We start from the raw sequence: 15186 nt of genomic DNA, 5'->3' as shown, positions 1-15186 counted from the left end.
TCATTCTTTGGCTGATTATATTTTTTCTCGAATCAAGACTTTCGTCTTCTTTTTCATCGCGACAACGTGTTCCGCCGACATGATGGAGGTGGACTATGTTGCGTATGCAGAAGAGAAGGTGAGCAAAGCGATATCTGAGAATGATATCTGGGACGGTCCTGTGACTGGGCCGCGTATCGTCAGCAACAAAAACATCATTTATGTCGCTTCCGACTTGAGAAATGGCGGCGTATACGGTGTTGGGAAAGGCATGTCTGAGGCCATTTCGAATCTAGACTGGCATCTGAGATTCATTGATGGGTTTGGCTCTGAGGTTCGACAGGGTGCTGCGATTAAGAAAGCCATCAGCTTCAAACCTGACGCGATTGTTCTTGGTGGTATCGACGCAAAGCATCACAAAGACGTGTTAGAGGTCGCTAAACGCCAAGGTATCGTGGTGATCGGCTGGCATGCGACTGAGTTGGCAGGAGGCAACAGCGAACTTGGCCTGTTCATGAACGTCACCACCGACCCGCTTGCCGTTGCTGAAACGGCCGCTATGTTGGCGATTGTCAGTTCCCAAGGACAGGCCAGAGCCCTTATCTTCACCGACCCGAACTACGAAATTGCGACCATTAAAGCCAATGTCATGGCGGATACCATCCGACGTTGCAAGACCTGTGAGGTACTGGAAGTCAATGCACTGCCTCTTGATAAAATCGCTGAACAGATGCCCGTTACCTTTGATAGCCTATGGAAAAAATACAGCGAAGACATCACTTATATCCTTGCCATCAACGATCTCTACATTGATTTTGTTATCCCTTCGCTGGAAACCAACCTAGAGCACCAGTCTCAAATTCCGCAAAACATCTCAGCCGGTGATGGAAGCCGGGCCGCGTATAAGCGCATCAACAACAATAATTTCCAGTTAGCGACCGTACCAGAACCGCTTTATCTGCATGGTTGGCAGATCACGGATGAGCTCAACCGGGCATTTAATCAACTTCCGCCGAGCGGCTATTCTGCCCCCGTGCATTTGGTGACACCTGAAAACGTCGGTGCGCTACTGGGCAAGCATCAGCGAGGTGTCTACGACCCGAATAATGGCTATCGCGATGCCTACCTAAAGATATGGAAGCCATGATGAACAAGAACAATACGAGCATCACGCAAAGACTCATTATCTCAAGCTTGATTTCACTGCTTATGGTGAGCTTTGCTGTCCTGATCGTCATTCGTTCTCTGTTCTATGTCGAATCCACGCTGAAAACAGAAACTTCCCGTCATGTCTCTGAGCTGATTGTGAACTCCGAAATCAGTCGTCGCGTCTTTGCATTGACCTCACGGGTCAAGCTTTTGGAGCAAACTTTCCTCTACAGTGAAACGGCGCTGTCTGAAGAGGCGTTTGACATTGATTTTCAACTTCAAAGGCTAAGAGATCTCTCCACGAATCAGGATTTTTCCCACAAGATTGACGCTTTCATTGACAATTTTCACCGTTTTCTCGGCAGTTCGCTGGCGTTAAACCGGATCCTCAAAGAAGCCAAAACGACGGATGCCACGTTAGCCGAGCAACTCAATGCGCTCGAATTTGCAGTGGCTGAGAGCAAGTTGGAGCACCTCAGTGATGAGGAAGTGGTCATCTACAACAATGAGTTGGATATCATCGCCATGCTTCGCGAATCGTTCCTCACCGTGGGGAAAATGCTGGGTGATATTCATAGCCGCATTACGCCCGAGACGGAAAAAGTCCTGCTCATCGAGGCGGAGAAAGAGCTGGATATCCTTCAGCTTCATCTCGAGAACGTTGATATTCCCACCTCTGAGGTCAAGACACAGAAAGTCGCCATCGCGCAGACATTGGATAACTACCACGCCGCGCTCAGGAAAATCAGGGCGAATTTGGATCAGCGCTGGGTGGTGATCGCAGCGCTGGTTCAATCGCAAACTGGGCTGCTTCAAATGGTCGAAAATACCGAAGCCCGGGTACAGGATCAGACGTTGCAACTCACCACCCAGTTAGAAGATCTGATCAGCGAATCCCGTTTGAATGCCATCATTATCAGCCTGTTGGCGTTTTTATTCTCTGTATTACTCATCAATTATGTCGTCAGAAGGCATATCCAGAAGCCTTTGGATGATCTTAAAGATGGGTTTGATCGCTTGGTATCAAATGGCACAAAGCGGCCGATTGACCTGGGTCGAAGCGATGAATGGGGGCATATTGAAAGCGCTTATAACAACATGGCGGCGAGACTCTCGGAAGCCTATCAAGCCATCACAGAAGAGAAGAAAAACTTCGACTTCCTTGCCCATCACGATCCACTGACAGGGCTGGGTAACCGGCTGTTGGCCTCGAAAGAGCTGGATAAGCAGATCTCCCATTCCAAGCAGAGCGGCACCAACTTCTTGCTGCTTTACATGGATATTGATGAATTTAAAACCATCAATGACTCACTGGGTCATGCTGCGGGTGACAACTTGCTGATTAACGTGGCGGAGAAACTTTCTTTGTTGATTGGCGAAAAAGGCTTCGTGTCCCGAATGGGCGGCGATGAATTTATGATCCTGATGCCCAACAGTGACCTGGCAAATGGGATGCTGATGGCACAGAGAATCAACAAAGCGATAAGAAAGCCCTATTACATTGAAGACAATACCATTTTTGTGTCTGCAAGCATTGGCGTCTGCGAGTTTCCTGACCACGGGCATGATGGTGAAACCCTGATCAGAAATGCGGATACCGCGATGTATTATGCCAAACGGAACGGCCGCGATGGCTACCGCATCTACACAGATGAAATGACAACGGAAGTGAATGACATCATCGAAACGAGCCGCGGGTTACACCATGCGGTCAGCCAAGATGAATTGATGGTTTTCTTCCAGCCCAAAGTCAATTTGGCGACAGGCAATATCCTCGGGGCAGAAGCGTTAGTGAGGTGGCAACACCCACGACTTGGCTTACTTCCGCCGAGTGCTTTTTTGGAAGTGGCTGAAAAATCAGATCTGGTGGTGGATATTGATAAGTGGGTATTCAGTAAAGTCGCCAAGCTGGTGACTGAGTGGAAACGCGCTGGCATTGATACTTCCAATATCTTTATCTCGGTCAACTTCTCGGCAAGGATGTTCTACATGACGGACTTGGCCGAGCAGCTCCAAACCATTCTGGATAAGACAGAATGCAAACCCAGCCAATTGATTCTGGAAATCACCGAGCGGGACATGATGCGGGACTTTGAAACCTGTGTCAGGACCATCGAAATGTTGCATGCCAAAGGCTACAAGATAGCGATTGATGATTTTGGTACCGGCTATTCTTCTCTCTCTGTGCTGAAAAACCTCTCCGCCGATTACATCAAGCTCGACCGCAGCTTTATCAAAGACGTGAATACCTCCCCGTCTGATTACGAAATCACCAAGGCGATTCTCCAGCTGGCGAAAGTGTTGGATTTGGCCGTCGTCGCAGAAGGGGCGGAAACGCGGTCTCATGTCGATACGTTACGACAGCTTGGATGTGCGTCAGCTCAAGGGTACTATTTTGCCAAACCTTTGCCCGTCGATGGCTGGTTGGATTACTTGAGTAAAAATAAAGATCACATCCCTCGGTCAGCCTTGTATCATGCATATACCCAAACAACCTGAAGATGCCGGATTCAGCGAGATTGACTGGCGTTGTGATCGCGGCGTCCCTTTGTAGGTGTAGTCACCTCCATCAAAAAGGGACAACAACGAGCACGACGTCAGTCAACTCGCCCGAAGGGAGGCCCTCAATGCGCCCACTTCTTCGTTAAATTCCACGGAAATAGAACCACTATTCCTCGCGAAATTTGCCTTGAATTGAACGCATTGATGACCTCTGAATGCGAGCACCTTCAGGTCGTTTGGGTATAAACGTATGAGGCGTGTCTTATCGTCGGCTGTGATTAGTGGGAGGATAGTTGGAAGAGATCTACTTTGCAGGCGGTTGCCTGTGGGGCGTTCAGGAATTTATGCGCCACTTGCCAGGTGTGATATCCACAGAAGCGGGAAGGGCTAATGGCACCAGCGATTCAACGGCCACACCTTATGATGGTTATGCCGAATGTGTGCGAACACAATTCGACCCTGACACGGTCTCTGTCATGACGCTGATGGAATATTTCTTTGAAATCATCGACCCTTACAGCGTGAACCAGCAAGGCGAAGATGTCGGCGAGAAATACCGCACAGGCATATACAGCAATCATCCTGAGCATTTGACCATTGCCCGCGAATTCATTGCGGCCAGGAAAGATGCGGAAAAGATTGTGGTGGAAGTCTTGCCCCTGAGTAACTATGTGCCGAGTGATGATGAGCATCAAGATAGGCTGACCCGTTTCCCTGATGACTATTGCCATATCCCTCTGGATTTATTACATAAATACAAGAAGAGATAGATTAAAGCCAAGGATGAAGGAATGAACAGAACAATCGCATTAACCCTGACACTTTGTAGCGCCTTGCTGGTGGCACCTGTGGCTTCGGCAACCGAGCGCGCGGAGTATGGTTGGGAAATGATTGAGCAGGGCGCGATGGTGGTGGATGTTCGCACGCCGGGTGAATTCGATGATGGCCACCTGAGTGGTGCACTGAATTACCCGGTGACGGAGCTGGATAAGCACATCCAGCATTTAGATAAAGACACACCGTTGGTGTTGTATTGCCGAAGTGGTGTACGCTCGGGTGCAGCCTATCAATATCTGTTGAGCAAAGGCTTCACCAATCTTCACAATGCAGGTGGTTTTGAAGAAATGAAAAACGCGAAGTAAATGACTTCGCGTTTCCAGTTAAACCATTTCTGGTGACTGCTTAAATTTTCCCTTCATTAAAGTCTTTCTGGAAGTAGAGCACCTTCTGCAGGTAGCGTCTCGCCTCGTCTTTCGGGTGTCGGGCTGTCAGGGCATCGTAGACCTGACGCGGAGACTTGCGGTTAAGCGCTACCATCGCCTGTTTGCGATCGTTATGGAAGGTGGCCAGAACACCGCCCGTGCCGCCGTTGTAGGCGGAAATCATGCTGAAGTGCTTGGATGACGCATTCTTTACATCACGCAGATAACGGGTTTTCAGAATGTGCAGATACGCTGTACCTGTGTCGATGTTATTTGCGGGATCGAACAGGTACTCTTTGGTCGGCATTCCCGGCTTTTTCTTCACCAGATTAAACACATCCGCACCCGCTGTTTTCGGGATCACCTGCATCAAACCGTACGCACCCGCATGGCTGACCGCATAAGGGTTGAAGCTGCTTTCGGTTTTGATCACTGCGTAAATCAGATCTTCTGGAATGTCGTAACGCTTTGAGGCGTCGCGAACATAGTGTGCATACTGGTATTCACGCTGCTCCAAATGGTCTTTCACCATATCAATCTGCACGTAATAAGCTTTGCCGCGTTTGATGATTTTACTTTGCAGCTTGTTATCGATGAGGTAATCCGCAAAGCGGTTTGCGCGCCATTCCCACTCAATCGACTTGCCTTCCTGATCGACAATCTGACCGAGGAAAAACGGCTTTCCGGTGAGCTCAATATCTTTGTCCGTAAACTGCTCGACGTGCTTGGGGTCAGCGGGCATTAATACCGTTTGAACGATGGCTTTTTGCAGCTTCTCCATCGGCTGGCGTTGAGCAACGGTAGAAACATAGATCTTACCTGCCTCAAAGTCGATGTGTGCTCGGGTCTGATAACCGTCCAGATACTTCACATAGCGGTGTTTGCTGGACTCGACATACTCATCGTCGCCCCATTGTTTTTTCGCTTCTTTGGCAATGTAAGCGAACAGGGCGTTGATTGCCTTTTTATTGGCATCAGACACGGGTTGGCTGGTCACAGGTGGCGGTGTGTTATCGCAATTGCAGTCCGGGGTTTCGGGCGCTGACGAGCAGCCAGCAAGCAGGGTTGCTGACAGCAGAAGAATGGCTTTTTTCATCGTCACTTCTGATTGTTGTTTTTGTTCTTAGTGAATAGAGGCGACGATGCTATGCCTGACCTTTAAAAAAGGAAAGAAATTTGTCGGTATCGGGGCAGCTAAAGATAGAAATTTTGCGCTAACACACAAGGTGTTAGCGCGCTTTTTGAGCAGGTCTAGTTGAGTTGTTCGACGATATGTTTGGCGATAGGAAAGCAAGATGTCGCTGCCGGTGAAGGTGCATTGCAAACAACTAATGCGTGCTCGGTTTTGTGGAACAGGAAATCATCAGCCAGATCGCCATTTTGGTAGACCGCTTGAGCGCGAATACCCGAGGGGTAGGAAAGCAAATCCTGATTGGTGAGAGAAGGACAATACTTCTGCACTTCTTTTAAGTATCCCGGCTTCCAGAAACCATTGCGCAGCTCTTTCATCGCCGATTTGAAGTTGCGGCGAATCACCTTGTAGAAACCCGGATATTGCAGCATTTCAACCACGTCATTTGGAGAGAAAGAAAAGCGGGTGTAGCCTTCACGGGCAAGACTTAGCACCGCATTTGGGCCAACAGTGACCGAGCCATCAATCATTTTGGTCAGGTGAACGCCGAGGAAGGGCAAAGCAGGGTCAGGGATGGGATAAATCAGGCTGCTGATAATGGCATTATGCTCAGTCGCCAACTGGTAGTAATCTCCCCGAAACGGCACCATTTGGAAATCGGGCGTCTCTCCCAGCATACGCACAATGCGGTCTGACATAATGCCTGCGCAGGCAATCAGCTTGCCGGTATGGAACGTTTGTTCACCCGCCACCACAGTCACGCCATCTTTAGATTCCTGAATGTACTCAACAGGATAACTATAGAAAACATCCCCACCGCACTCCTTGATCATACTTCCGAGTTTTTCGCAGATTTGGCGGTAGCTGACGATGCCTGTCGAAGGGACAAAGATGGCACCAAGCCCACTGATATTTGGCTCTTTTTCCTTAAGCTGTGCGGCGTCCAGCACATCGAATTCCAGTTCGTTGTCAGCCGCCCGGATTTTTAATGCTTCCATGCGTTCAAGTTCAATCTCGCTGGTGGCGACCAGTAGCTTGCCGCACTCTTCGAAAGGGATGTGGTGCTCGGTACAGAAGGCTTTGATGGCCTGATTCCCTTCTTTGCAAAAGCGGGCCTTCATACTGCCGGGCGTGTAGTAGACACCGGCATGGATCACACCGCTGTTGCGTCCGGTTTGGTGACTGGCGGGTTGGGCTTCTTTTTCGACAACCACGACTCTGGCGTTGGGCTCTCGTTGCTGGAGCTCATTGGCCACACTGAGGCCGACGATACCCGCGCCGATGATCAAATAATCACAATTCACCATGTGTCAGTCCCTGCTAATGACGCCTGTGAGAGTGATGATTGAATGATAAATCGACAGCGATGGGAAGGTATGTGCTGTGAGTCTGTGACGAGGATAGGGTGTTAACCCGCTGTCTTTCTTTTGTTCATCCCTTCTTTCGCGTATGTATGCCCCAGCCCCATTTTGTAGGAAGAAATGATCCTGGCGAGGGGAACAGGTTCACCGTATATGTAGCCTTGTGTGTAATCCAGTCCAACTTCCATCACCTGACGTAGGTCTTCATCAGAATTCACTTTCTGTGCTGCGGTTTTGACTTTGAGCGAGTCGCTGACTTGTTTGATGGATTCAACGATACGCCTGTCGACCTTGCTCGATTTCATCATGGAAATAATGCTGCCATCAATCTTGAGCAGGCTGATATTGAATTTACGTAGATACCCGAACGATGTCAGTTCCGCGCCGAAACTGTCAACGGCGACCTCACAACCCAGCTTTCTCAGGGAGGAAACAATTTGTTGTGAACGCACGGTGTCAATCAAAAGGGTGCTTTCTTTTACTTCTATACAAAGTTGTTGGGCGGGTAAGGTACTTTTCTTTATTAAATCTAAGCAATAAATCATGAAGCTCTCGTTGTAGAAGGCACCCGAAGAGATGTTTACCGCGACCGACATACCGGTTTGCGCCAGTGCAGACGCTTGCGTGACCAGCACTTCATTGAAGACCCAGCGCTCAATGCTGATCAATCGGCCTGTGGGTTCAGCAGCAGCCAAGAATTCTGCGGGTAATAAAAGATCGCCGTCTTCTGTGATCAGCCTGACCAAAAGCTCATGCCAGGTTTGGTCTTCCTGATTAGTAGGAATGATAGGCATGCTTAAAAGACTGAATGAATTCGTAGAGATGGCGGTATCGATACGCTGCAGCAAAAAGTCGCGACGGAAAGAAATGCCGTCGTTAAGCAAGGATGCATCAAAGATTGAAATTGCGTGCTGACTGCCCTCAGTGATGGACTCCAATGCCACCTGCGCTTGATAGATGAGCTGGAATGGTGTGTTGCTAGGGTCGTCTGCTGCAGTCAAACCCATTGAGCATCCTAATGGGTAGGAAAAGTCACCTTGTTGGTACTTCAACGCGCCAATTTTCTCTGCCAGTGTGACCAGAGAGGCGCGAGCGTGTTCGACGGATTCATGCTCCAGCAGCATGCCAAATTGGGTGTCACTGATTCTGGCAACGCGCTCTTTACCCAACGCCTTGATTAAAAGTGCTGCCGATTTAATGAGTTGATCACGGATCTGCTCCCCGAAGGCGTCCGTCAGAATGTCGAGCCCACTGACTTCTATCACCGCTAAAGCATGGGGTTCTGTGCCCTTTAAGCTGTCGATGTGGCTTTGTAAGCTATGTTCAAACGCGCGTTGGTTTGGCAACTTCGTGAGCATATCTATTGCTGACTTCTCTTCCAGTCTTGCAATCCTCTCTTCTACCGTCGCTGTTTGATAGTGGAAGGTCAGTACCCAGCCGTTGGGCGCTGCGCCGTCGAGGATGACAGGGGTCGTTTCTAAATACACCAACTGTTCCTGATTGTGTTCAGTTTGCAGGGTAAAGGTGCCCCTCAAACGGAAGTCTTGGTGATAGGCCGAGAGCAGGTGCGCAAAGGTGTATTGGTTCTGGCGATCAAAGATGTTGAATTGTTCGTCGATGTTAGTACCTACCAGCTCTTCTGGGGAGAAGCCAGTGAATACCGAGGCATGGCGGTTGATAAAGGTTATCCGGAGCAGGGAGTCCAGCGCGACGATGCCATCTGTGACGGATTCCGCTGCCGTAGCCAGCAAAAGGTTTTCACGTTCGAGCTGTACGTTTTCCCGCTGGATTAAGGTGGTTTCCTGACATAGCCCGACCAAACGGGAACCCGATTCAGAATGAATAACTCTGGCCAAAATATGATGGTACACCACATGTCCATGCGCGTTTTGTACCTGGATGTTGAAACTGAGCTGATCGTTGTTCATGCGGGTGATGTTGAACACAGAATCAAGCTGATGGCGGTCTGAAGGCAGTACTCTTTCCCGCCAAAGAGATGTCGTCATGTGCTCGCCATTTTGTAGCTCATACAAGGCGTACATTTCTTCGTTCCAATAGAGCTGTTCTGTTTCAGGCGTATATTCCCAAAGGCCAAAATCACACACCTGGCCGACCAATTCGGTTTGTTTGGCTGCCATGGCTTCTTGCAGGGACAACGCTCTTTCGTCATCAATGTCGGCAATGGTACCAATCACTTTAGTCGTCATGCCGTGGCTGTCATATTCAATAGGTTGGCAATTGTCCCTTACCCAGCGATATCGCTCGTTATCATCCAACAAGCGGTATTCGATCGCCCCTGAATGCCCCCCATTTCGGGTTAACGTATGCTGGTATTCGCGCAGGTCTTCGGGGTGAATACGGGACATCCATTCGTAAAGGCGTTTAACTTCAGTGGCTTTAATGCCAATGGCTTGTTCGGAATTTTCGGAAAGTTGCAAGTATTTAGTGTGGCACTCCATTTCGTAGACGGCGGTATGGTTAATGCCGAGAGCGAACTCAAATTTCTTGGACCACATTTTCCGCTCGTCATCAAAGCGGCGGTCTTTATCAATATCCTGAACCTGATAGATGTATTGCTGGGTGTTACCCGTCCATTTATCCCGGATGATAGAAACGGCTATACGTGTCCAAACGACTTGCTTGTTTTTGCGGGTCAGGCGGACTTCAGCTTGGAAGTTACTGATTTTGCTTTGAGTAAGGAGTTGGAGCTGTTCATTGGCGGTGTCTTTGTCGCGATGAAAAACCAATTGACGGAAGGTTTTGTTTTCCAACTCTTCCCCGGTGTAGCCAATCAGGTCAATGAAGCTTCGATTCGCATTACTCATTTTGCCATCAGGCTGCACCATCACTGTACCGATGACAGAAGATTGCATGGCATTTGAAAATAACTCTGCGCGCTCATCACTCATTTTTTGAATGTGCAGTAGACGTGCTGATTTCACCGCTAGAATGGCACCCAGTAACATGGCTCCACTGATGGGAAGAAGCAGCGCTGTTGGGCTGGAAGATTCAACCGAGAGCAACAGATTCTCCCCCGGGCTAACCAAGAGCAGGTCCAAGGTGATTGACACGACAAAGGCGGTAAAAAACGCTGAGAGTCTATCTAAGACAGCACCAGCCAGGGTTAACGCGATAGCGATAGCAATGAACGGGAAAGTGACATGGGTGAGCAGCCATCCAGAAAGCGCTGCGATAGCGAAGATAGTGAGGACGGTCGTGGGTCGATAAATGCTGGAAGGCAGTTCTTTATCTCGCTGCAGCAAGGTGTAGGTCAATGGGGTGATGGCGAGAAAACCGATAACATCTCCCAGATACCATGCCGGGGCAACGACTTCAAAAGGAATGGATAATTCTCGATTGAGTACCCAACCGCCGAGGACTGCGCCCGAAATAGGCACAAGGATGACCGTAAAGAGGACAAAAAAGCTAAACGCTTTGAGAGAAAGGAAAGGTTCAGCGTACCGACTGATCAGCACCAGAGACAGGCTGCCAAGAATGATGGTCGTGCTGTTTGCGGCTGAGAGTTGAATACTTTGTAGAGGGTCATCACCGAAAATAATATTGGAAAGTAAGATGGCAACAAAAGCAGTGCCAACAAGGGCAAAACGCTGGCTGGGAGGAGCCAGAGCGATCATGGCGATACTGAAACCATTGGTATACCAAATAAACGCGGCACTGTTGGGTTGGCGTAAAAAGTAGATGGCATACAGCGACTCAATCAGACAGCCCAGAAACAACAGCATCACGCGGATCAAAACCGCATTCTCTGGAAATACGTCCTTAGAAGATGTGGGCGCTGTCGTTGGCGTCATTCTGTCATCCGAACCATGAGTCAAAAAAAGGAAACTCTCCCTTTCGGCAGGCGCTGACAGCGAAGCCACACCTTAGAGGCAGAGTTGTGTCTCAAAAGTTTAGATGATGTCTCACTGTTGTGCCGAGAGGCTGTTTCACTGAGAGTTATTCGTGACGGTTACAGCTCGTTATACTTAACGGCTTTCCCAAAGCACTTCTCGGGTGGGTATTTCTTACGGTTGTGCGCAATTTTTTCATCACAGGCTTTTTCTAAGTCCACGCCACAACGGTCGGCAATACGGATGAGATAAAGCTGAATATCCGCCAGCTCATGCTCAAGTGCCTGACGTTTTTCTGAAGGGAAATTTTCTGCCTGTTCCGGCGTCAACCACTGAAACAACTCTGCCAGTTCGCCCACTTCGCCGCTCAATGCCATCACCAGATTCTTGGGGTTATGAAATTGCTCCCAATCACGTTCGCGGGCAAATTCTGCCATTTCAGATTGCAGCCGAAGAAAAGCACTTGTTGGTTTATCCGTCATGAGGGGCGTTGTCCTTGAAATAATCTGGGTTTAGCAGAGCCTAGGGGCTGTTGACCTTTGGTGATTGTTTTTGCAGCAGTTTGTGGGGATTTTATGCAAGGCAGAGGCTTCGATGTGTAGCTAGTCTACATGAGAAGCCGATAACGCAGCAGAAATTCCCCACAAACGCTGCCCGAAGGGTTCTGCCCTAAGCGTTTTATGCTTTGTTGAGGTGTATTTGCTTAGAATGACTAGGCGGCACACACCTCGCCGCGCCTAAAACGCTTATGGCTAGAACAAAATATAACCACCAAAGGTCAACAGCCCCTAGTGTGTCATGGATTGAAGCAAGGGAAAACTGGTGTGTTGGATTGCCTACGTAGTCACTAAACAACTGGTTTACCTGTCCTATTTTTGTGAAAACAAGGAATTTATCTGCCCAGTGAAAGCTATTACGCGCTAATCCTGTCTATTCTGTAAGTAGAGCCATGGAGCTGGGTACCCACTTTGAATGACATCACCGCCACATTGCTGACGTTTTCCCCTGTGACCCTCTTTTTCGCGGTGATCCTCCTGTCTTATCTACTAGAAGATTTGGCCATTGTGACAGCCAGTGTTGCGGCATCGCAGGGTGTGATGTCTGTACCTGTTGCCTTGGCCGCGATTTTTGTTGGTATCGCGACAGGCGATATTGGCCTGTATGCGCTTGGCTTGTGGGCTCGCCGCTGGAGAAAACTGCGCGGATTTTTACTGACCAAGCCGAGTGTCAGGATGATCAGGCGCAAACTACGTGCCCATGCGTTTGGCAATTTGTTCCTTATTCGCTTTGTGCCGGGTCTAAGGTTTGTGGGTTTTTGCCTCAGCGGTTTTTTCCGCGTGGGGCTGAAGCCATTTTTATCTGCTGTTTTGGTTGCGACCGCGCTCTGGACGGCATTGGTTTTCGCGCTGGTTTACCAGTTGGGCGAAATTGAATGGATTAATAACCACCTCAGTTGGGGGCTTATCCCGGTTGTGGTGCTCTTGCTCATTGCTGTCAACCGCGTTGCAGGGAGCAAGCTGAAGGAGAAAGCCGTTTGCACAGATTAAAGCTGGTGGAAGAGAAAACGTCTCCTGCCTTGCCGGTTAACCATGGCATGCCTCCGTTGGACATGAGCGGCAAGCCGGTGTCGTTTTTTGAATTCTGGCCGGGTTGGGTGTTTTACGCCCCGGTTGCTCTGCAGTGGATTTGGAATGGCCTTAAATACCGAAGCTTCGGCTTGCCATTAGTGGCAAACCCCGGGATTGAATTAAGCGGCATGGTGGGCGAGTCCAAGGACGCTATTTTGTCGTTGGCAGGTGAAACCGCCAAACCATGGATCCTGCCTTACATCATGTGGGAGAAGACGGCAATGCCGCCTGAAACACAAGCGCACCAAGCCTTGACGGCATTGCACCAGGCTGGGTTGGGTTTTCCTGTTGTTGCCAAGCCGGACTTGGGATGTCGTGGTGCGGGTGTGCGTTTGGTGGAAAACAAAGGTGAGCTGGAAGAATACCTTCGCTTGTTTCCTGACGGTGCCCGTTTAATGCTGCAGGAAAAAGCCCCTTATAACGCCGAAGCTGGCGTGTTTTACGTCCGCTATCCAGGTCAGGATAAAGGACAGATTTTCTCCATGACCCTCAAATACAACCCGTTTGTGGTCGGTGACGGCGAAAGTAACCTCGCACAGTTGATTGACGAAGATTCACGCGCCGGAAAGCTCTCCCACCTTTATCGCTCGCGCCATGAAGACAAGCTGGATTTGGTGCTCGCCAAAGGGGAAACCTTCCGCCTTGCGTTTGCCGGTAGTCATTCTCGCGGAGCGATTTTCCGAGATGGACGTGACTATATCAGTGAAGCGTTAGTCGAGCGCTTGGATGAAATTTTTGATGATTTCCCCGGTTATTACTACGGGCGGATTGATTTGAAGTTCCGTGACATCGCGAGCCTGATGCGCGGCGAGGATTTTGTGCTTTTAGAAGTTAATGGTGCCAGCAGTGAAGCTGCCCATATCTGGGATCGTGGCGCGACCATCAAAAGTGCTTTCAGTACCTTGCTGGCACAGTACCGCATGTTGTTTGAGATAGGCAACCTGCAACGAAAAGCGGGGCATAAAGTGCCTTCGTTGATGGACTTGTATCGAGCATGGCGCAAGGAAAAAGCGCTGGTGCGTGATTATCCGTCGACTGATTAAAACAAGAAACAATCGAATGAAGCATCGATTTGAGGGGATTCCATGTTAGCAAGAGACTCCAAACCATCACTGAATGCACCTTATGCCGTCGAGTTAGAAGGGGGGCTGGATGTGGCGGCACAGGCGCTTGAGCTTCTTCACCAACTGTCTGATGACCAATACCAGTTTGTTGCTACACCCTATTTGCAAAGCTCTATTGGTCAGCATATGCGCCACATTCTGGATGTCTTTCACGCGGCTTCTGCACAGGACATCGACTACGACGTTCGCCGCCGTGCACATCCTGTCGAAACGGATCGGAAAATAGCGATGTCGGAATGGCGACAGCTTTGCGAGTGGCTCGAAAGTCTTTCAGAAGCTGATATGGACTCAGCCATCAATGTGCGACATGAAGTGAGCCTGAACCGTCAGGCAGCGGCCACATCAGCGTCGACGCTGGGTCGCGAGCTGGCGTTTGTTTCCAGTCATGCGGTGCATCATTTTGCGCTTATCCGCGTGAGTTTGAGCGCGCAGAAGATCAGTGTGGCAGAAACCTTTGGTCTTGCGCCTGCCACTCTCAGTCATTTTCGTGGAGAACAGTAGATGTGTACTGTCAGTTGGCTGCTGCACGATAACGGTTACGACGTTTTCTTCAACCGAGATGAGCAAAAGGGTCGTGCCATTGCGCGACCACCGGAGCGATTTCGTGAACAAGGCACCGAATTTCTCATGCCTGTAGACCCGGATGGTGGCGGTACCTGGATCGCCACTAACCAACATGGTCTCTCACTTTGTCTGCTGAATTACTATCAGGGTGATATTCCCGAATTGCCGCTCATCAGTCGTGGCTTGCTGGTGAAAATGCTGGCGCCTTCGTCGTCAGTGGCAGATGTTGTCAGCACACTCAATAACCTTCACATGGGCTCTTATGCGCCCTTCACCCTGCTGGTTTTCGCACCGGATTTGAATGCGCACCACGGTCACGTGATTGCTTTCCAGTGGGATGGTCATGTTCTCACGCAGCGACCCAGCGTTGAGCCGATGATTTCCTCTTCCGTGGCATTTCAGCAAGTGATGATTGCAAGGCGAGAAGCTTTTAAAAGCATCATGACTGAACCGCAAACCGTCGAGAAAGCTTGGGCATTTCACCGCAGCCATGTGCCGGAAGCAGGCTACAAATCTGTGTGTATGCACCGGGACGATGCCAACACAGTGAGCTTTACGCACCTCAGCGCCACACCGGGGGCAATGGAAATGGTGTATGTCGATGGATCACCGTGTGAAAACGTTCCAACGGCGACAGAAACCTTGATTCGAAAAGTACCAAACATGCGCTTGGTTGCCAGCGAAAAAAGGTGAA

At 49.7% G+C, this 15186-nt stretch carries 12 protein-coding genes; 8 read left to right on the top strand and 4 right to left on the bottom strand.

What is annotated here, in order from left to right; genetic code table 11:
• The first annotated feature begins 82 nt into the window (after window positions 1-82).
• The 4 genes from G5S52_RS07580 to G5S52_RS07565 all read left to right on the top strand — a co-directional run bounded on the left by G5S52_RS07580 (window position 83) and on the right by G5S52_RS07565 (window position 4772).
• Window positions 83-1126 (top strand): substrate-binding domain-containing protein, encoded by a 1044-nt coding sequence (locus G5S52_RS07580; protein WP_165012787.1) that lies wholly within the window; start codon window positions 83-85, stop codon window positions 1124-1126.
• Entirely contained in the window at window positions 1126-3627 is a 2502-nt protein-coding gene (locus G5S52_RS07575) for an EAL domain-containing protein (RefSeq protein WP_165012515.1), read from the top strand. The genes G5S52_RS07580 and G5S52_RS07575 overlap by 1 nt, the downstream gene beginning before the upstream one ends.
• Before the next feature lie 296 nt (window positions 3628-3923).
• The gene (locus G5S52_RS07570; protein WP_165012514.1) at window positions 3924-4400 is read left to right on the top strand and encodes a peptide-methionine (S)-S-oxide reductase; all 477 of its coding nucleotides are present in this window, start codon (window positions 3924-3926) and stop codon (window positions 4398-4400) included.
• 21 nt (window positions 4401-4421) lie between these two features.
• Window positions 4422-4772 (top strand): rhodanese-like domain-containing protein, encoded by a 351-nt coding sequence (locus tag G5S52_RS07565; protein ID WP_165012513.1) that lies wholly within the window; start codon window positions 4422-4424, stop codon window positions 4770-4772.
• 40 nt (window positions 4773-4812) lie between these two features.
• Here the strand turns inward: G5S52_RS07565 and mltC are convergent, their stop codons facing one another.
• The 4 genes from mltC to G5S52_RS07545 all read right to left on the bottom strand — a co-directional run bounded on the left by mltC (window position 4813) and on the right by G5S52_RS07545 (window position 11658).
• The gene (gene mltC / locus G5S52_RS07560) at window positions 4813-5928 is read right to left on the bottom strand and encodes a membrane-bound lytic murein transglycosylase MltC (protein ID WP_165012512.1); all 1116 of its coding nucleotides are present in this window, start codon (window positions 5926-5928) and stop codon (window positions 4813-4815) included.
• A 155-nt stretch (window positions 5929-6083) separates the two neighbouring features.
• Window positions 6084-7271, bottom strand: a complete 1188-nt coding sequence (gene lhgD / locus G5S52_RS07555; protein ID WP_165012511.1) for an L-2-hydroxyglutarate dehydrogenase — start codon at window positions 7269-7271, stop codon at window positions 6084-6086.
• 101 nt (window positions 7272-7372) lie between these two features.
• Entirely contained in the window at window positions 7373-11137 is a 3765-nt protein-coding gene (locus tag G5S52_RS07550) for an EAL domain-containing protein (protein WP_165012510.1), read from the bottom strand.
• A gap of 158 nt (window positions 11138-11295) precedes the next feature.
• Window positions 11296-11658 (bottom strand): nucleotide pyrophosphohydrolase, encoded by a 363-nt coding sequence (locus G5S52_RS07545; RefSeq protein ID WP_165012509.1) that lies wholly within the window; start codon window positions 11656-11658, stop codon window positions 11296-11298.
• A gap of 486 nt (window positions 11659-12144) precedes the next feature.
• Between G5S52_RS07545 and G5S52_RS07540 the strand changes: the two genes are divergently transcribed.
• The 4 genes from G5S52_RS07540 to G5S52_RS07525 are packed head-to-tail and all read left to right on the top strand — an operon-like array spanning window position 12145 to window position 15185.
• A complete protein-coding gene (locus tag G5S52_RS07540) occupies window positions 12145-12723 on the top strand; it encodes a DedA family protein (RefSeq protein WP_165012508.1) in 579 nt (192 codons plus the stop codon).
• A gap of 47 nt (window positions 12724-12770) precedes the next feature.
• A complete protein-coding gene (locus G5S52_RS07535; protein ID WP_205743830.1) occupies window positions 12771-13847 on the top strand; it encodes a D-alanine--D-alanine ligase in 1077 nt (358 codons plus the stop codon).
• A gap of 42 nt (window positions 13848-13889) precedes the next feature.
• Entirely contained in the window at window positions 13890-14429 is a 540-nt protein-coding gene (locus tag G5S52_RS07530; protein WP_165012506.1) for a DinB family protein, read from the top strand.
• Window positions 14430-15185, top strand: coding sequence for an NRDE family protein (locus tag G5S52_RS07525; protein WP_165012505.1), 756 nt, complete (start codon window positions 14430-14432; stop codon window positions 15183-15185).
• Window position 15186 lies beyond the last annotated feature (1 nt).

It is taken from the genome of Grimontia sedimenti, from assembly GCF_011045095.1.
Taxonomy (GTDB): Bacteria; Pseudomonadota; Gammaproteobacteria; order Enterobacterales; family Vibrionaceae; genus Enterovibrio; species Enterovibrio sedimenti.
This window is presented reverse-complemented; position numbering and strand designations above follow the sequence as displayed.